The following is an 18,150-nucleotide window of genomic DNA, read 5'->3' on the forward strand; positions in this document are numbered from 1 at the left end:
GTTCACTGGGACATTCATGGCAGACAAGCGCAGCGATAAGCATTCACGGCAAGGACAGCAAAAAATAAAAGATGCCAAACTAGATGCAATAAAAACGCCTCCCCATTCGATTGAAGCAGAGCAATCAGTTCTGGGTGGGTTGATGCTGGATAATCAGGCCTGGGATACGATTGCTGGGGAATTGATTGCGGATGATTTTTATCATCGCGGGCATCGCCTTATTTATCGAGCCATGCATCATTTAGCCGAGCGTACCCAACCGATTGACTTGGTCACAGTATCTGAAGTATTGGAAACCTCCGGCGAACTTCAAGATGTTGGTGGTTTCGCGTACTTAGGTGAAATTGCCAAAAACACGCCAAGTGCAGCAAACATTAGAGCCTACGCGCAGATTGTACGCGAGCGCGCAGTGTTGCGAGAAATGATTGCAGTGGCCAATGAAATTGCCGAATCTGGTTTTGACACCCAAAACCGAACTTCCAGCGAACTTCTTGATCTTGCTGAAAGCAAAGTTTTTCAGATTGCCGAAAAACGTACCAACGAGAATGAAGGGCCGCAACCAATCTCGCCAATTCTGCAGAAAACTATCGATAGAATTGACGAACTTAGCCGTAGTAAAAATCATAATGGTATTACTGGCGCTTCAACCGGCTTCTATGATCTCGACCAAATGACAGCTGGATTACAACCGTCGGATCTCATTATTGTCGCAGCGCGTCCATCGATGGGGAAAACAACGTTTGCAATGAACCTAGCTGAAAACATTGCGATGCGCGCTGAGAAACCCGTTCTTGTGTTTAGTTTAGAAATGCCATCGGAACAAATCATGATGCGTATGCTCGCTTCACTAAGCCATGTGGACCAAACTAGAATTCGTACTGGGCGACTCGAAGAAGACGAATGGTCGCGTATCGCCTCAACAATCAATATTCTCAAAGATAAGAATAATATTTATATCGATGACTCATCTGGATTAACCCCGACTGAGGTGCGCTCTAGAGCACGACGTGTTTATCGCGAGAGTGGTGGTCTTTCGATGATTATGGTCGATTATCTGCAGTTAATGACCGTGCCAGGTATGTCAGAAAACCGAACGCTTGAGATTGCTGAAATCTCTCGCTCATTGAAAGCGTTAGCGAAAGAACTTGAAGTGCCTGTTGTTGCTTTGTCGCAGTTGAACCGCTCGTTGGAACAACGCACCAACAAACGGCCGGTTAACTCTGATTTACGTGAATCAGGCTCAATTGAGCAGGATGCCGACGTGATTATGTTTATCTATCGTGATGAAGTTTATCATCCAGAAAGTGAAGAAAAGGGCGTAGCGGAAGTGATTATTGGTAAGCAGCGTAATGGTCCTATTGGCAGTGTGAAGCTAAAATTCCAAGGACATTACTCGCGCTTTGATAATTTAGCGAAGATTGATATGCCAGACGGGCCTGATTACTAGGCCCGCTCGCTTTATTAACGGCAGTCTTTGCAGAGGCCGTGCGCCTCAATGGTTTGCGAAGCAACTAAGAAACCTTGTCCCTCAGCCTGCTTTTTCAGCGCATCATATACACCGTCTGATTGTATCTCTTGCACCGATCCGCAACGCTCACAAATTAACATTTGTACCGGATGCTGGTGGTCAAAATGGCTGCATAATACGTAGCTGTTTGACGATGTGATTTTGTGAACAAAACCCTGCTCTTGCAAGAAATCTAATGCGCGATAAATGGTTGGCGGTTTAGCATTCGGTACCGCTGCTTTGAGTTTATCAAGCAGGTCGTAAGCACCAATAGCACCTTCTTGTTCAGCAAGGATCTCAAAAACCTCGCGGCGTGCCGGCGTTAAGCGGGCGCCACGTTGTTCACATAGTTGTTCGGCCTTATTGACGAGGCGCTGGGTTTCTTGTGTGTTCATGAGCAGCAGTTTATCATCGCTTTCATCAGGCGCAAAGCGCCATCTGTCAGTGACTTGAAAGGAATATAAATGAAAACAATAAAAGCACTTTGTTGGTTGGCGTTTTTTGTATTGTTCAGTGCGAATTCATGGGCGGCTGATGATCCGACAATTGAACAACTTCAATACCAATTAAACCGTGGTGAATTGACCAGTGTTGTTTTGGTTGAACGGTACTTGGATAGAATTGCCCAACACAATCGTGATGGTGCCGAACTTCAAGCGGTTTTGTCTGTGCAGGAGCGTGAGAAGCTATTACAGCAAGCCAAGCAGCTCGATGCTGAGCGTGAAGCCGGGAAAACTCGCAGTTCAATGCACGGTATTCCTGTACTGTTGAAAGATAATATTGATACTGCTGACGGGTTAGCTAACACCGCAGGTTCTTATTTATTGCGTGACCATATGCCACCCAACGATGCTTTTATTGTGGCGAAATTGCGCGAAGCCGGTGCAATTATTTTGGGTAAAGCCAACTTAAGTGAATGGGCGAACTTTCGCTCGACCAATTCGTCTTCTGGATGGAGTAGTTTGGGTGGTTTAGTTAAGAACCCATATGATCAGTCACGCACCGCTTGTGGCTCTAGTTCGGGTTCAGCTGCCGCGGTGAGCGCTAACTTTATTCCCGTTGCGGTTGGTACTGAAACGGACGGTAGTCTTGTTTGTCCGGCTGCCATTAACGGCATTGTGACCATTAAACCAACGGTTGGTTTACTCAGCCGCGATGGGATTATCCCGATCTCTGCAAGTCAAGATACGGCCGGACCAATGGCTCGTAGCGTCGCCGATGCCGTACATCTAATGATGGCGATGCTGGGTTACGATAAAAGCGATGCCGCGAGTTATAACGATACAGTCAATTATGTAGAACATCTAAAAACCGATGGTTTGAAAGGAAAGCGCATTGGTGTGATGCGCGAGCTCGCTGGCTACAATAACGAGCTTGACCGCGTGTTTAATCGTCGGATTGAGGAGCTAGAAGCAGCTGGCGCCATTATTGTTGATGACCTCAGATTTCCAAATGGACGCAATTGGGGTGGCGATGAATATACCGTTTTGCTGTATGAGTTCGCTCATGGCATGCGCGAGTACTTTGAACAGAGCCCGCATCCGGATTTTAGTTCATTGGAAGACCTTATTGCTGCAAACAAGGAACATGCAGGCGTCACCATGAAATGGTTTGGACAAGAATTGTTCGAAATGTCAGTCGCTCGCCAAGCTGACCATGAGGATTATAAGCAAGCTAAGGCTGATGCTAAACGCAAAGCGGGCAAAGAAGGTATCGATGCGGTCTTGAAAGAGCATAACTTAGACATGCTTATTGCGCCGACTGTATCACCGGCATGGAAAATTGATTTAATTAATGGTGATCATTTTACCGGTTCAGCGAGTGGGGCGGCCGCAGTTGCTGGATATCCTCATATTACTGTGCCGATGGGTTTTGTTCAGCACATGCCAGTTGGATTAAGTTTTTTCGGCACCGCTCGTAGTGAGGGTGTTTTGATTGAAGCAGCACATGCTTTTGAATTGATGACGCAGGCACGACGGGCTCCGGTTGTGGCTAGCCCTCACTAGTAGAGAGTGGTAGAATCGCGCGCTCGAATTGAAACAGTAGTGAAGAAGTACAATGACCTATTATGATGCCGACAAATTAATTGCAATTGCGCCGATGTTAGATTGGACTGATCGGCATTGTCGGTATTTTCATCGGTTATTGACCCAAAAGTCAGTGCTTTACACTGAAATGGTGACTACAGGCGCAATTATTCACGGGAAAATGGACTTTTTGCAGTTTAACCCTGAAGAGCAACCCGTGGTTCTTCAGCTCGGTGGTAGCGACCCTGCGGCCATGGCTGAGTGCACTGCGCGAGCAGCTGAACGTGGTTATCAAGAAGTAAACATCAATGTTGGTTGCCCGTCAGATCGAGTGCAAAACGGTAGTTTCGGCGCCTGCTTAATGGCCGAGCCGGAAATTGTAGCAGCATGCGTTAAAGCGATGCGCGACGCCGCACCGAATACGATTGTTTCGGTCAAAACTCGACTTGGCATTGATGAACACGATAGTGACGAGTATCTTCAAGCGTTTATGGAGCCGGTAATGGATGCCGGTTGCCAGCATTTTACTCTGCATGCACGTAACGCCTGGCTAAAAGGCTTGAGCCCGAAACAAAATAGGGACGTTCCTCCGCTTCGCTATGATCGTGTATATCGCATGAAAGAGCGTTACCCGCATTTGCACCTATCTATTAATGGCGGCATTAAAAGTGTTGCCGAAATCAAGCAGCATCTACACTATGTTGATGGCGTGATGATTGGCCGTGAAGCCTATCAAAATCCATATCTGTTAACTGAGTTTGACGGTTTACTCGGACATAATCGTCAGGTTGACGTCGAGTTGGTTATTGAAACAATGATTGCCTATACCGATCACCATGTGGAGCAAGGCGGCCGACCATGGCATGTATTACGACATATGATTGGTTTGTTTCAAGGTGGGCCTGGTGCTAAAAAGTGGCGACAGGTACTCAGCCAGCTTGGTCCGCAAGCTACTGCTGCGCGTCCTGTTTTGGAGGCGGCATACCATGAAGTTGTATCAGCCCGTACGCTTTTTGCCGAAAAATTGGCTAATTTCGCAACTGAAACAAGTTAACTGCACATCAGTGAAGCTCGGGTATATGATCACTTTTAATTAAAAAGAAAATATACAAGCCTTTGAAAAATAAAGAATAAATAAATTTTTTAGCGTCACCCGCCAAAGTTGGCACAACCTTTGCTTATCTCCTAGCGACTAAATAATTAGTCCACGAATACTAACTAGGAGATTACCCATGAAAACCACAATCACTTCAATCGTTGTAGCTTCTGCTTTATTGTTCGGTTCAGCGCAAGCACAAGAAAAACAAACAGACAGTAATTTACAATTGTCTTTAAAAGAAAGCATTTCACAAGAAGTTAGCAACACGCGTCAGCAAGTTAAATCAAAAAACCAACTTGAGTTGATGCAGTATATTGCTGAAGTAAAATTTGCATTAGATCCATCACGCATGTTGACTAATGTGGCTGAAGTTGCCGTTGACTTAATTGCCGGTAACGAGGAATAACAGCATGTGGATGCAATCCAGTTTTCTTGTCGCGATGATGGCAGCACCAGTATTGGGTACCGTGGTTGCTGGAGCGGTCGTCATCGCTACTGCTGCGATAAGCGTCGACAAATCCGAGTGAATACAACATAAACATGTGGTAGGCTGATTTTCACCGTTAATTCTTATAATAAGAGGAAGTTACTGCGTGAATAAGCCACTTATGTTGGGTTTGGTTGGCGCCCTGAGTCTAACAACTATTGCCACAGCACAAGAATACACAGCGAGTGACAAAGCGCATGAAATTGCGCAGAAGAATTTAATTATTGATACACACATTGATGTGCCATATCGATTAAATAACGATTGGGAAGATGTTTCACGCGCAACACAACGTGGTGACTTCGACTACCCTCGTGCAAAGCAGGGCGGTTTGAATGTTCCGTTCATGTCGATTTATATTCCAGCGCAATTAGAACAAACGCCAGGAGCTAGCTATCAATTAGCGCATCAGCTTATTGATAGTATGGAAGCCTTAGCTTGGCGAGCCCCGCAAAAATTTGCTATGGCATATAGTGTCGATCAAGTGATGCAGCAACAAGAGCGCGGCGTTATTTCTTTAGCCCTTGGTATGGAAAACGGTTCGCCAATTGAAGGCGACTTAAACAACCTCCACGAATTCTATAACCGAGGTATTCGCTATATTACCTTGGCACACAGCCAGTCGAATCACATCTCAGATTCATCATACGATATTCGCCGTCAATGGAATGGCTTAAGTCCATTTGGCAAAGAGCTGGTAAAAGAAATGAACAACGTCGGGGTGATGATTGATATTTCTCACGTGTCGGACGAAGCATTCTGGCAAGCCGTCGAGCTCTCGCAAGTTCCAGTTATCGCATCGCATTCTTCGCTACGTAAATATACGCCAGGTTTTGAGCGTAATATGAGTGACGAGATGATCAAAGGCCTCGCCGAAAATGGCGGCGTTATCATGATCAACTTCGGCTCATCGTTTGTTACGCAGCAAGCAAACCGATACGGCGATATCGTTCGTAAGCAAATTGCTGCGATCAATGAGCAATATGGAGAAGGCAGCGAGGAAGCTGAAAAGCGCATCGCTGAAGTACGCGCAAAAAATCCGTTCCCGTTCGCGACCCTTGAAGAAGTGCTGAACCATATTGACCATGTGAAAAACCTCGTTGGTATTGATTACATAGGTATTGGTTCGGATTACGACGGTGTTGGTGACTCACTGCCGGTGGGCTTGAAGGATGTCTCAACTTATCCAAACTTGGTTCAAGGGCTTCTTGACCGGGGCTACAGTGAAGAAGAAATTGAGAAGATTCTGTATAAAAACTTTGTACGTGTGTGGCGCGAAGTAGAAGACTACGCCGCCAAACATTAAAGGCGTTATTGGTTATTCGTTACTCGTTATTCGAGAAAACGAAAAACCAAAAGCGTTGAATCCCGAAATCTCCGTCTCACTCCGTGAGCGGAGATTTTTCTTTTCCACGAATAACCAATAACGAATAACCAATAACGAATAACCAATAACGACGTTGCTTTTTCCCTTCAAAAGTGTATAATTCGCGGCCACAGTTGATGAACTCCTTGGAGCGCTCACAGCTGTGTTAGGTTGCCACAGCAGTCCCGATAGGGGATTGAATGGATTTTTCGTTGAAAATGCCACGCCCGGTATGCTGCCAGGGTGTCGGTTTTTTTCTGTGCTCTTTTTTAAATGCTCTTTAATTGAGGCTTTGATTTTTTATGGCTAATCAAAGAATTCGGATTCGCTTGAAAGCGTTCGATCATCGTCTGATTGACCAGTCGACTGCAGAAATCGTTGAGACTGCAAAACGCACTGGTGCTCAGGTACGTGGCCCAATTCCACTACCTACACGCAAAGAACGTTTCACCGTGTTGATTTCTCCACACGTGAACAAAGATGCGCGTGACCAGTACGAGATCCGTACCCACAAGCGTTTGATCGACATCATGGACCCAACTGACAAGACTGTAGACGCATTAATGCGTTTAGACCTTGCAGCGGGTGTTGATGTACAGATCAGCCTGGGCTAAGCGGGCAGTAATAGGATTACACACGAGAGGTTTTAACAATGGCTATTGGTCTAGTCGGTCGTAAAGTAGGAATGACTCGCGTCTTCCAAGAAGACGGCGCTTCTGTACCTGTTACTGTGATCGAAGTGACAGCAAACCGTGTGACTCAGGTTAAATCTGAGGAAACTGACGGTTATCGCGCGCTTCAAGTGACTACAGGTACTAAAAAAGCAAACCGCGTTACTAAACCACTTGCTGGTCACTTCGCGAAAGCGGGTGTTGAAGCAGGTCGCGGTCTCTGGGAATTCCGCCTAGAGAGCGGTGAAGGTGAAGATTTTGCAGTAGGTTCTGAAATCACTGTTGAGATTTTTGCAGACACCAAACAAGTAGACGTTACCGGTACCTCAAAAGGTAAAGGTTTCCAAGGTGCTGTTAAGCGCTGGAATTTCCGTACTCAGGACGCTACCCATGGTAACTCGTTGTCGCATCGTGCGCCGGGTTCTATTGGTCAAAACCAGTCTCCTGGTCGGGTATTCAAAGGCAAGAAGATGGCAGGTCAAATGGGTAACAAGCAAGTAACTGTACAAACGCTTGACGTTGTACGTGTTGACGCAGAGCGTGGCTTGTTGCTGATTCGCGGTGCTGTCCCTGGTGCTATTGGTGGCGATGTAATCGTCAAGCCAGCAGTCAAGGCTAAGGCGTAACGTCTGAGGAGAATGGTGATGGAATTAACATTAAAAGACGCAAAAGGCGCTCTTGAAGTTTCCGAAGCTACCTTTGGACGTGAGTTCAACGAAGCTCTGATTCATCAGGTAGTCGTTGCTTATGCTGCGGGCGCTCGTCAGGGCACCAAAGCACAAAAGACGCGTTCTGAAGTATCTGGCGGTGGCAAAAAGCCATGGCGTCAGAAGGGTACTGGCCGCGCTCGCGCAGGTACTATCCGTAGCCCAATTTGGCGCTCTGGTGGTACTACGTTTGCAGCGAAACCACGCAGCCACGACCAAAAAGTAAATAAGAAAATGTACCGCGGTGCGATGAAAAGCATCTTGTCTGAACTTGTTCGTCAAGACCGTTTAATCGTGGTAGAGAAGTTTGGTGTTGAATCACCAAAAACTAAAGCATTAGCAGCTCAGCTGAAGTCAATGGATTTGAACGACGTTCTTATCGTGACTAAAGAAGTTGACGAGAACTTGTTCTTAGCCGCACGTAACTTGCACAAAGTTGACGTTCGCGACGTTCAAGGTCTTGACCCTGTAAGCTTGATTGCTTTTGAAAAAGTTTTGATGACTGCTGACGCAGTGAAGCAAATCGAGGAGGTATTATCATGATGCGCGAAGAACGTTTGCTGACTGTAATTCTGGCTCCTCACGTTTCTGAAAAGTCGACTGTGACTGCAGAAACAGCTAACACTGTCGTGTTCAAAGTAGCGAAAGACGCCACTAAACCGCAAATTAAAGCAGCTGTAGAAAAGTTGTTTGAAGTTGAGGTTGATAGCGTTCGCACTGTGAACGTAAAAGGCAAAACCAAACGTACCGGCATGCGCTTCGGTAAGCGCAGCGACTGGAAAAAAGCGTATGTCACCCTGAAAGAAGGTGCGGACATCGACTTCGTCGGCGGCGCTGAGTAACAGGAGGAATTCACATGGCATTAGTTAAGTGTAAGCCTACGTCTCCAGGTCGTCGCCACGTAGTTAAAGTGGTTAACGAAGACCTGTACAAAGGTAAGCCTTACGCCCCGTTGTTGGATAAAAACAACAAAAAAGGCGGTCGTAACAATAATGGTCGTATTACTGTTCGTCACATCGGCGGTGGTCACAAGCATCACTACCGTATGGTCGACTTTAAACGCGACAAAGACGGTATCCCAGCGAAAGTTGAGCGTTTGGAATATGATCCAAACCGTTCAGCGAACATCGCTTTGGTTCTGTATGCAGACGGTGAGCGTCGCTACATTCTTGCTCCAAAAGGCATGAAAGCTGGCGATCAAATCGTATCTGGTTCAGATGCACCGATTAAAAGCGGTAACGCACTTCCACTGCGCAATATCCCAGTGGGTTCAGTGATTCACGCTATCGAAATGAAGCCTGGTAAAGGTGCTCAGTTGGCTCGTTCAGCTGGTGCGTCAGTACAGCTTCTAGCTCGCGATGGCGCGTACGTAACTGTACGTTTGCGTTCTGGCGAAATGCGCCGCATTCAGTCGGATTGCCGTGCAACCATCGGTGAAGTAGGTAACGCAGAGCACATGCTGCGTCAATTGGGTAAAGCTGGTGCGCAGCGCTGGCGTGGTGTTCGTCCTACCGTTCGTGGTGTGGCGATGAACCCAGTTGATCACCCACACGGTGGTGGTGAAGGTCGTACTTCTGGTGGCCGTCATCCGGTTACTCCTTGGGGTACTCCGACTAAGGGTTATAAGACCCGTAAGAACAAGCGTACTGATAAGTTCATCGTACGTCGTCGCAACAAATAAGAGTTGAGGATTAGACATGCCACGTTCTCTTAAAAAAGGTCCATTTATCGACCTTCACCTACTGAATAAGGTGGAGAAAGCGTTGGAAGCCGGGGACAAAAAGCCAATTAAAACTTGGTCCCGTCGTTCAATGATTATCCCTGATATGATCGGCTTAACTATCGCTGTTCATAACGGTCGCCAGCACGTACCAGTTTTCGTTTCTGACGAAATGATTGGTCACAAGCTTGGTGAATTCGCACCAACCCGCACTTATCGTGGCCACGCCGCTGATAAGAAAGCGAAGAAACGCTAAGGGAGACATAAGATGGAAGCTATTGCTATTCACAAGTTTGCCAAGCTTTCTGCGCAAAAGGGCCGTTTGGTAGCGGATCAGATTCGCGGATTACCAGTAGCGAAAGCTCTGGATATTCTGAACTACAGCCCTAAAGACGCAGCTGTGCTGCTGAAGAAGGTGTTGGAGTCAGCTATCGCGAATGCTGAACACAACGAAGGTGCCGACATCGACGAGTTAAAAGTTGCTAAAGTAATGGTAGACGAAGGTCCAACCATGAAACGCATCAAGCCTCGTGCGAAAGGTCGTGCTGATCGTATCTTTAAGCGTACCAGCCACATTACTGTGGTTGTATCAGATAGCTAGGAGATAAATTATGGGTCAGAAAGTACATCCTAATGGTATTCGCCTAGGTATCACCAAACCATGGAATTCAACCTGGTTCGCGAATACGAAAGATTTTGCTGATAACCTGCACAGCGATCACTTGGTTCGCAAGATGTTGAACAAAGAACTGGCTAACGCGTCAGTTTCACGTATCGTCATCGAGCGTCCAGCGAAGAGCATCCGCGTGACTATCCACACTGCACGTCCAGGTGTTGTGATTGGTAAGAAAGGCGAAGACGTTGAGAAGTTGCGTCAAGCAGTTTCTAAACTGACTGGTGTTCCTGCGCAAATCAACATCTCAGAAGTGCGCAAGCCTGAGCTTGATTCACAACTGGTTGCTGAAAACATCGCTGGCCAGCTAGAGCGTCGTGTCATGTTCCGTCGTGCAATGAAGCGCGCGGTTCAAAACGCCATGCGTCTTGGCGCCAAAGGTATCAAAGTTGAAGTTAGTGGCCGTTTAGGCGGCGCGGAAATCGCACGTACCGAATGGTACCGCGAAGGTCGTGTTCCATTGCACACATTGCGTGCGGATATCGACTACTCAACCGCTGAAGCTAACACCACTTACGGTATCATTGGTATCAAAGTATGGATCTTCAAAGGCGAAGTTCTTGGCGGCATGCCAGTTGCTGAAGAAAAGCCAGCAGCTCCAGCAAAACGCCCTAAAGGCCGTAAGTAAGGAGATACGATATGTTACAACCAAAGCGTACTAAATTCCGTAAGGTACACAAAGGCCGTAACCGCGGCCTGGCGCAAGCAGGTAACAAGGTCAGCTTCGGTACTTTCGGTTTGAAATCGGTTGAGCGTGGTCGTATGACTGCTCGCCAAATCGAAGCGGCTCGTCGTGCCATGACGCGTCACGTGAAACGTCAAGGTAAAATTTGGATCCGCGTGTTCCCTGACAAGCCAATCACTCAGAAGCCTCTTGAAGTGCGTATGGGTAAAGGTAAAGGTAGCGTGGAATACTGGGTAGCTCAAATTCAGCCAGGTCGTGTCCTGTATGAAATGGACGGTGTTTCGGAAGAGTTAGCGCGTGAAGCGTTTGACCTTGCGGCACGTAAGCTGCCATTCAAAACCACCTTTGTGACTCGGACGGTGATGTAATGAAAGCGAACGAACTGAAAGAAAAAACCGTTGAGCAGCTGAACGAAGAGTTGTTAGGTTTGCGTCGTGAGCAGTTTAACCTGCGCATGCAAGCAGCCACTGGTCAGCTGAATCAAACTCACATGTTGAAGCAAGTGCGTCGTGATATCGCACGTGTGAAAACTATCTTGAATCAGAAGGCAGGTGCGTAATGGCTGAAGAAAAACGTGTTCGTACTCTGCAAGGTCGTGTTACTAGCGACAAGATGGACAAGTCTATCACTGTAGCTGTAACTCGCCGTGTAAAACACCCGGTATATGGTAAGTACATTACCCGTACCACCAAGTTACACGCACACGACGAAAACAACGAGTGTAAAGCTGGCGATACCGTGATTATTCGCGAAACTCGTCCAGTATCTAAGACGAAGTCTTGGGCACTAGTTGAGATTGTAGAGCGCGCTGAAGTAATCTAACCGATTACTTAATAACGTGATTAATAAACGACCACCCTCGGGTGGTCGTTTTTTTTGTGTTCAGGAAATTTTCTCAATCAACGCTATAATAATCGAAAGTTTTTCAATTCAAGCAAGGACATAGAATGAACGATACTAACGCTCCTGCAAGACTGAATCCCCCTGTATTCTATAGTGCGGCCGGTTTAATCATTGTGATTTTATTATTCGCAGCCATTGTCCCAGAAACAGCGAATAGTTGGTTTCAAACCGTTCAGGCAGCCATTATTGAGAATGGTAGCTGGTTCTATGTGCTTGCCGTCGCAATTATACTTCTGAGCGTTCTTTATCTGGGCTTTTCGAAAATGGGTGCGATTAAGCTCGGCCCTGATCACTCTGCTCCCGATTATTCAAAAATCACCTGGTTTTCAATGTTGTTCTCCGCAGGGATGGGTATCGGTTTGATGTTTTTCGGTGTAGCCGAACCAGTGATGCACTTTTTAGCTCCGCCAGTAGCAGAGGCAGGTAGTGTCGAAGCCGCTCGTGAGGCGATGAAGATTACATTCTTCCATTGGGGCCTTCATGCTTGGGCTATCTATGCCATTGTCGCATTAATTCTCGCCTTTTTCGCTTATCGGCATGGCTTACCGCTTACGCTTCGCTCGGCGCTTTACCCTATGATTGGTGACAGAATATATGGCCCCATCGGTCATGTTGTTGACGTGTTTGCGGTGATCGGTACCGTATTCGGGGTAGCAACATCCTTAGGTTATGGTGTGACGCAAATTAACGCTGGTATTAATTACCTATTCGATGTTCCGGTTTCTGACACGGTACAAGTATTGCTGATTATTGGTGTAACTTTACTTGCAGTTATTTCGGTTACCACTGGTTTGGATAAAGGTATCCGTCGACTGTCCGAACTAAACATGATTCTTGCCGTGTTATTGCTGGTGTTTGTTTTGTTACTTGGGCCAACCGTATTCCTCTTACAAGCATTTGTACAAAATACGGGTTCATATGTGTCTGAACTCGTCAATAACACGTTTAACCTGTTTGCCTATGAAAAAACCGATTGGATTGGCGGTTGGACTGTCTTTTATTGGGGGTGGTGGCTAAGTTGGGCACCGTTCGTAGGTTTATTCATTGCGCGCGTTTCGCGTGGACGCACGATTCGTGAGTTCGTCTTAGGTGTGTTATTGGTGCCTGCCGGCTTCACGCTCATGTGGATGACATTTTTCGGTAACTCAGCCATTGATATGATTCTTAATAAGGGCGTTGTGTCGCTCGGTGAAATGGTTGAAAACGATGTGTCGATTGCTCTATTTGCCTTTTTGGAGCAGTTTCCGTGGAGTAGTTTCTTGAGTGTGGTTGCGACGCTTATGGTTGTCGTTTTCTTTGTCACTTCATCCGACTCGGGTTCCATGGTAGTCGATATGCTGTGCTCCAATGGTCGCGATGATACACCGGCGTGGCAACGTATATTCTGGGCGAGCGGAGAAGGAATCGTCGCTATTATTCTGCTCTTGGCTGGTGGTTTAGGCGCATTACAAACTATGACCATCGCTAGCGCGCTGCCGTTTACGATCATTCTTCTTGTGGCAACTTATGGATTGATCCAAGCCTTACGTGTAGACGTTCATAAAAAAGATACGCTACAGAACAGCTATTTAACTGCGTCATCACAGAGCAACAAGAATTGGCGTGAACGCTTGCACAACATTATCGACTTTCCGAGCAAGTCAGTGGGTCAGCGTTTCTTATTGCAAGTTGTTGAGCCGGCATTTAAAGATGTTGCTGAAGAAATGGAAGCAAGTGGGCTAACCGTTGTATTGCAAGTTGACGATAAGAACCTTAAGACATTTCGCGTCATTCATGGTGACGAAATCGATTTTATTTATCAAGTTGAACTTGCCTCACATATCCAGCCAGCATTTATCTATGCCGAAGGGGAGCAAGTAGATGCCCCTGAAGAACAGAAATACTATCGCGCTGAAGTTCACCTACGTGAGGGCGGCCAAGATTACGATATTTTAGGTTGGTCACGTGATGCTGTGATAGGAGATATCATCGATCATTACCACAAACACATGCATTTCCTGCATGTTCTGCGTTAAGGAACAGACTATGAAATTGAAACTGTTAACCGTAGCGATGGCGACTTTGATCACCGCACCAAGTGCGTTTGGTCAGGCAAATGAGTTGACAAGCACTGAAGAGTTACAGCAGCTACTTGAACAAATCGAGCAGTTGAAACAACGTGTTGTCGATTTAGAGCAACGCGTAGCCTCGCAGCAGCAGGAGCAGCAAGATCAAGCGCAACAATCTGACCAACAAGAAGAATTTGCGCCGCGGCGTGAGGTAAGAAGCTCAGCCTTAGCAGCAAGAGTGGAGCGTTTAGAAGAGGATGTGCAAGAGGCTCAAAATGCACCAATACAAATAGGTGGTGCAGTACGGGCTCAGTACGTATGGGAAGATTATAATGACCCGCTGAAAGATCGCGGTGGCGATTTTGACTTTGATCTGGTTCGAATTGACTACAATGGCGAAATTGGTGATGTGATTTTGTCAGCTCAATATCGATGGTTCCAGTATATGGATGTGGTGCAACATGCATGGGTTGGTTACAACTTCACCGAGAACTGGCAAGGGCAGTTAGGGGTAACTAAAGTCCCATTCGGTAACACGCCGTATAACTCAAACAGCTACTTTTTTAGCTCAAACTTTTACGTTGGTTTAGAAGATGACCACGATATGGGCGCGAAAATGCGTTATCGCGATGCCGACTGGGATTTTGACGTTGCCTTCTTTAAATCGGATGAGCTCGGTGGTGCAGACGGTTTAGCAACGAATAAATCGGATCGTTACGCTTACGATGCGGTTGGTATTCGGATCCCTGATGAAGGTTTGTATGATGATCCGACTGTTCTCGCTGCCGAAACCAATAGCTGGGCATTACGCGGTGTGCGTAAATGGTCGTTTGACGATATTCGTTCAGCAGAATTCGGCGCATCAGTGCAGTGGGGCGACATGAATGATGGCGTTGATAATGTTGGCGAACGTATTGCTTGGGCAGTTCATGGTCTTTATAACTACGATCGCTGGACGTTCATGGGGCAAGTCACGCAATACGATTACGATATGGATGTTACGAATGCAGGCATTGTCGTGGGCGCCTACAATTACTTTGATACCATTCCAACGAAAGCTACCTTGTACTCAGCAAACATCGCGTACAGTCTTCCAGTGAAATGGGGGCCGGTAACCAACTTAACGTTTTACAATGATTTTAGCTTGATGACCGATAAACGTTTTTATTCCGAAGATACATTAATGAATGTGCTAGGCGTTGCGGTTTCAGCGGGCGGTTTGTACACCTACTTTGATTTGGTGACAGCACGTAATCAACCGTTTGTTGGTGGCTCCATGAGCGGCAATGCTACGGATACCAACACCCGTTTCAACATTAATATAGGCTATTATTTTTGAGCAAAAATGAGTACAGTGACCCTATTCAAACAGTTGTTTAAGTTGAGGTCACTGTGACGACAAAATACCAGCATTTATTTCAGCCTCTCGATCTAGGCTTTACGCAACTCAAGAACCGCGTGTTGATGGGTTCGATGCACACCGGGCTTGAAGAAGAGAAAAATGGCTTTGATAAACTCGCCGCCTTTTATGCCGAGCGCGCGAAAGGCGGCGTTGGGTTAATTGTCACTGGCGGTATTAGTCCGAATTTTCGCGGCCGCGTGAGCCCTTTTGGTAGTGAACTGAGCAAGCCTTGGCATGTGGCAAAACACCGCAAAGTAACCGAGGCTGTGCACGCTGAGGGCGGCAAGATTTGTATGCAAATTTTGCATACCGGTCGCTATGCCTATCACCCATTTTCTGTCGCTCCGAGTAAAATCAAAGCGCCAATTAACCCATTTGCACCGAGAGCGATGAGCGAACGGCAAATTCTCACCACGATTCGCCATTTTGCACGTGCCGCTAAGCTGGCGCAGAAGGCCGGCTATGATGGTGTGGAAGTGATGGGTTCCGAAGGCTACTTAATCAACCAGTTTATTTGCCCGCGAACAAACAAGCGAACGGATCGCTGGGGCGGCTCTTTTGAGAACCGTAGTCGTTTAGCCATTGAAATTATCAAGGCCATTCGCGAAGCGGTAGGGCAAGAATTTATTATTGTCTACCGCTTATCAATGCTCGATTTAGTGCCGGACGGAAATACTTACGATGAAGTAATCGCACTCGGTAAGGCTGTTGAGCAGGCCGGGGTAACCATTATCAATAGTGGTATTGGCTGGCATGAGGCTCGAGTGCCAACCATTGTGACCTCAGTGCCGCGTGCAGCATTTAGTTGGATTACGGCAAAAGTTCGACAAGAACTATCTATTCCGGTAGTCGCCGTCAACCGCATCAACACGCCTGAAGTTGCGGAAAAAATCTTAGCTGATGGCGAAGCTGATATGGTGTCGATGGCGCGTCCTTTGCTTGCCGACCCGCATTTTGTTGCAAAAGCCAATCGCAATGAAGCCGACAAAATTAATACCTGTATCGCTTGTAACCAGGCCTGTCTTGACCACGTTTTTGAAAATAAGCGGGCAAGCTGTTTGGTCAATCCGCAAGCCTGTTATGAAAGTGAGTTAGTCTTTACTCCGGTTGCACAAGCTAAACGCATTGCCGTTGTTGGAGCGGGCCCTGCAGGACTCGAGTTTGCTTGCCGCGCAGCAGAACGCGGACACCATGTCGATTTATTCGACGGCGCAAGCGACATCGGTGGTCAATTTAACTATGCCAAGCAGATTCCAGGCAAAGAAGAATTCCACGAAACTATTCGTTATTTTAAAAATCGTCTGGTAGATAGCGGTGTCAACGTTCACTTAAACTCGCGTCAAACAGCTGATGATTTGAGTTCAGGCGGATATGATGAGGTTGTATTGGCTACTGGTGTCGTGCCTCGTGAATTAGATATTCCAGGCATTAACAACGAAAATGTTCTTGGCTATCTCGATGTACTTCGTGATCACAAACCGGTCGGTCATAAAGTAGCTCTAATTGGTGCTGGCGGTATTGGCTTTGACGTAGCGGAATACCTAACTACTGAACATTCGCCAACCCTAAATGTTCGCGAGTGGTCGCAAATATGGGGAGTTGATGAAAGTTATGAACATCGCGGTGGATTAATGCCTCAGGCGACTGAACATAGTCCACGCGAGGTGTGGTTATTACAGCGCAAAACCTCCAAAGTAGGTGCGGGATTGGGTAAAACATCGGGTTGGGTGCATCGTGCGACGCTGAAGAAAAAAGGCGTGGAAATGATTGCCGGTGTTACTTACAAGAAAGTGACTGACGAAGGCTTATGGATTGAAATTGAGGGCACCGAGCAACTGCTTGCCGTTGATACCGTTGTGGTATGCGCCGGGCAATTGCCACAGCGCGAGTTACATGACGCACTACAAGAAAAGGGCGTATCGGTGCACTTAATTGGTGGCGCAGATGTTGCCGCCGAACTCGATGCGAAACGAGCCATTCGTCAAGGAGCCGAGCTTGCAGCCAGCATTTGATGTGACACCATGTTATGACTTACATTGTCATAGCTACTATTCTGATGGCGCATTAAGCCCCGCAGAGTTGGTTCAGCGCGCCTGTGAGCAGGGCGTCACGCATTTGGCGATAACTGATCACGATTCGGTAGGTGGTGTTGCCGTGGCACAAGCGTTTATTGCGCAACACCAGCTACCTTTAAAACTCATTGTGGGTACAGAAATCACTTGTTCGTGGGAAGGTTTCGAAATTCATTTGGTGGCGCTGAACTTTAACGCCGATGCACCAAGCATGGAACAGCTATTGGCGCAGCAACAACAACGCCGTCGCGACCGCTACCAAGCCATGGTAGCGAAGCTTCACAAAGCTGGCATTGATGTACAACCGCCAATGGCACAGGCTATGACGATGCCGACCCGCAAGCATCTTGCCGATGCCATGGTTGAAGGTGATTGGGTCAGCTCGTTTGAGTCGGCATTCCGGCGTTATTTGGGGAAAGGCCAGCAAGCTTATGTTGCCACGCAATGGGTGAACTTAGCCGATGCGGTGGCGGCGGTTACGGCCGCTGGCGGTGTGACGGTAATCGCACATCCTCATGCTTATCAATTGAGTAATAAATGGTTACGGCGCTTATTAACCGAGGCTAAACAGGTCGGCGTAACCGGTGTCGAAGTTGCCATTGGCACACAATCACCCGGTCAGCGCGAAGCATTGGCGACGTTTGCTGAAGAAATTGGCCTGGCAGCCTCTGTTGGCTCTGATTTTCATTATCCGGCACGCTGGCGTGAGTTAGGTAAAAATCTTTGTTTACCAGAGCGCTGTGTGCCAATATGGACCCTATGGTAAGCAGTATAAGTAGGCTG

21 protein-coding genes are annotated in these 18,150 nt (G+C 47.1%); 20 read left to right on the forward strand and 1 reads right to left on the reverse strand.

Features of this window, described 5'->3' with window-relative positions:
• Positions 1-16: 16 nt before the first annotated feature.
• Positions 17-1,447 carry a replicative DNA helicase gene (gene dnaB, locus CWI76_RS00350; protein ID WP_126758425.1) on the forward strand — a complete coding sequence of 477 codons (1,431 nt, stop codon included), beginning with the start codon at positions 17-19 and terminating at the stop codon, positions 1,445-1,447.
• A gap of 14 nt (positions 1,448-1,461) precedes the next feature.
• Here the strand turns inward: dnaB and zur are convergent, their stop codons facing one another.
• Positions 1,462-1,902 carry a zinc uptake transcriptional repressor Zur gene (gene zur, locus CWI76_RS00355; RefSeq protein ID WP_126758426.1) on the reverse strand — a complete coding sequence of 147 codons (441 nt, stop codon included), beginning with the start codon at positions 1,900-1,902 and terminating at the stop codon, positions 1,462-1,464.
• Positions 1,903-1,971: 69 nt separating this feature from the next.
• Between zur and CWI76_RS00360 the strand changes: the two genes are divergently transcribed.
• The 19 genes from CWI76_RS00360 to CWI76_RS00450 all read left to right on the forward strand — a co-directional run bounded on the left by CWI76_RS00360 (position 1,972) and on the right by CWI76_RS00450 (position 18,133).
• Positions 1,972-3,513 (forward strand): amidase, encoded by a 1,542-nt coding sequence (locus CWI76_RS00360; RefSeq protein WP_126758427.1) that lies wholly within the window; start codon positions 1,972-1,974, stop codon positions 3,511-3,513.
• Between the two features lie 52 nt (positions 3,514-3,565).
• Entirely contained in the window at positions 3,566-4,588 is a 1,023-nt protein-coding gene (dusA, locus tag CWI76_RS00365) for a tRNA dihydrouridine(20/20a) synthase DusA (RefSeq protein ID WP_126758428.1), read from the forward strand.
• Between the two features lie 178 nt (positions 4,589-4,766).
• Positions 4,767-5,039: a hypothetical protein gene (locus tag CWI76_RS00370; protein ID WP_126758429.1), complete on the forward strand. Its 273-nt coding sequence runs from the start codon at positions 4,767-4,769 to the stop codon at positions 5,037-5,039.
• Positions 5,040-5,241: 202 nt separating this feature from the next.
• Positions 5,242-6,426, forward strand: coding sequence for a dipeptidase (locus CWI76_RS00375; protein WP_126759336.1), 1,185 nt, complete (start codon positions 5,242-5,244; stop codon positions 6,424-6,426).
• Positions 6,427-6,788: 362 nt separating this feature from the next.
• Positions 6,789-7,100, forward strand: a complete 312-nt coding sequence (gene rpsJ, locus CWI76_RS00380) for a 30S ribosomal protein S10 (protein WP_008488677.1) — start codon at positions 6,789-6,791, stop codon at positions 7,098-7,100.
• A 38-nt stretch (positions 7,101-7,138) separates the two neighbouring features.
• Positions 7,139-7,783: a 50S ribosomal protein L3 gene (rplC, locus tag CWI76_RS00385; protein ID WP_126758430.1), complete on the forward strand. Its 645-nt coding sequence runs from the start codon at positions 7,139-7,141 to the stop codon at positions 7,781-7,783.
• Between the two features lie 18 nt (positions 7,784-7,801).
• Positions 7,802-8,407, forward strand: a complete 606-nt coding sequence (rplD, locus tag CWI76_RS00390) for a 50S ribosomal protein L4 (protein WP_092854199.1) — start codon at positions 7,802-7,804, stop codon at positions 8,405-8,407.
• Positions 8,404-8,706, forward strand: a complete 303-nt coding sequence (rplW, locus tag CWI76_RS00395; protein WP_092591572.1) for a 50S ribosomal protein L23 — start codon at positions 8,404-8,406, stop codon at positions 8,704-8,706. The genes rplD and rplW overlap by 4 nt, the downstream gene beginning before the upstream one ends.
• Before the next feature lie 14 nt (positions 8,707-8,720).
• Positions 8,721-9,545 (forward strand): 50S ribosomal protein L2, encoded by an 825-nt coding sequence (gene rplB / locus CWI76_RS00400; RefSeq protein WP_092854201.1) that lies wholly within the window; start codon positions 8,721-8,723, stop codon positions 9,543-9,545.
• A 16-nt stretch (positions 9,546-9,561) separates the two neighbouring features.
• Positions 9,562-9,840 (forward strand): 30S ribosomal protein S19, encoded by a 279-nt coding sequence (gene rpsS / locus CWI76_RS00405; protein WP_026860408.1) that lies wholly within the window; start codon positions 9,562-9,564, stop codon positions 9,838-9,840.
• A 12-nt stretch (positions 9,841-9,852) separates the two neighbouring features.
• Positions 9,853-10,185: a 50S ribosomal protein L22 gene (gene rplV, locus CWI76_RS00410; protein ID WP_055438606.1), complete on the forward strand. Its 333-nt coding sequence runs from the start codon at positions 9,853-9,855 to the stop codon at positions 10,183-10,185.
• A gap of 10 nt (positions 10,186-10,195) precedes the next feature.
• Complete coding sequence (gene rpsC / locus CWI76_RS00415; protein WP_092854203.1) at positions 10,196-10,885, forward strand: 30S ribosomal protein S3; 690 nt, start codon at positions 10,196-10,198, stop codon at positions 10,883-10,885.
• Positions 10,886-10,896: 11 nt separating this feature from the next.
• Positions 10,897-11,310, forward strand: a complete 414-nt coding sequence (gene rplP, locus CWI76_RS00420) for a 50S ribosomal protein L16 (protein ID WP_092854205.1) — start codon at positions 10,897-10,899, stop codon at positions 11,308-11,310.
• Entirely contained in the window at positions 11,310-11,501 is a 192-nt protein-coding gene (rpmC, locus tag CWI76_RS00425; protein WP_055438609.1) for a 50S ribosomal protein L29, read from the forward strand. Before rplP ends, rpmC begins: the two co-directional genes overlap by 1 nt.
• Complete coding sequence (gene rpsQ, locus CWI76_RS00430) at positions 11,501-11,764, forward strand: 30S ribosomal protein S17 (RefSeq protein WP_092854207.1); 264 nt, start codon at positions 11,501-11,503, stop codon at positions 11,762-11,764. The genes rpmC and rpsQ overlap by 1 nt, the downstream gene beginning before the upstream one ends.
• Before the next feature lie 125 nt (positions 11,765-11,889).
• Positions 11,890-13,860, forward strand: coding sequence for a BCCT family transporter (locus CWI76_RS00435; RefSeq protein WP_126758431.1), 1,971 nt, complete (start codon positions 11,890-11,892; stop codon positions 13,858-13,860).
• Between the two features lie 10 nt (positions 13,861-13,870).
• On the forward strand, positions 13,871-15,232 hold the full coding sequence (locus tag CWI76_RS00440; RefSeq protein ID WP_198678539.1) for a carbohydrate porin: 1,362 nt from the start codon (positions 13,871-13,873) through the stop codon (positions 15,230-15,232).
• A gap of 53 nt (positions 15,233-15,285) precedes the next feature.
• Complete coding sequence (locus tag CWI76_RS00445) at positions 15,286-17,307, forward strand: NADPH-dependent 2,4-dienoyl-CoA reductase (protein ID WP_126758432.1); 2,022 nt, start codon at positions 15,286-15,288, stop codon at positions 17,305-17,307.
• The gene (locus tag CWI76_RS00450) at positions 17,291-18,133 is read left to right on the forward strand and encodes a PHP domain-containing protein (protein ID WP_241967916.1); all 843 of its coding nucleotides are present in this window, start codon (positions 17,291-17,293) and stop codon (positions 18,131-18,133) included. Before CWI76_RS00445 ends, CWI76_RS00450 begins: the two co-directional genes overlap by 17 nt.
• The last annotated feature ends 17 nt before the right edge of the window (positions 18,134-18,150 follow it).

This window comes from Pseudidiomarina marina, assembly GCF_003987045.1.
GTDB lineage: Bacteria > Pseudomonadota > Gammaproteobacteria > Enterobacterales > Alteromonadaceae > Pseudidiomarina > Pseudidiomarina marina.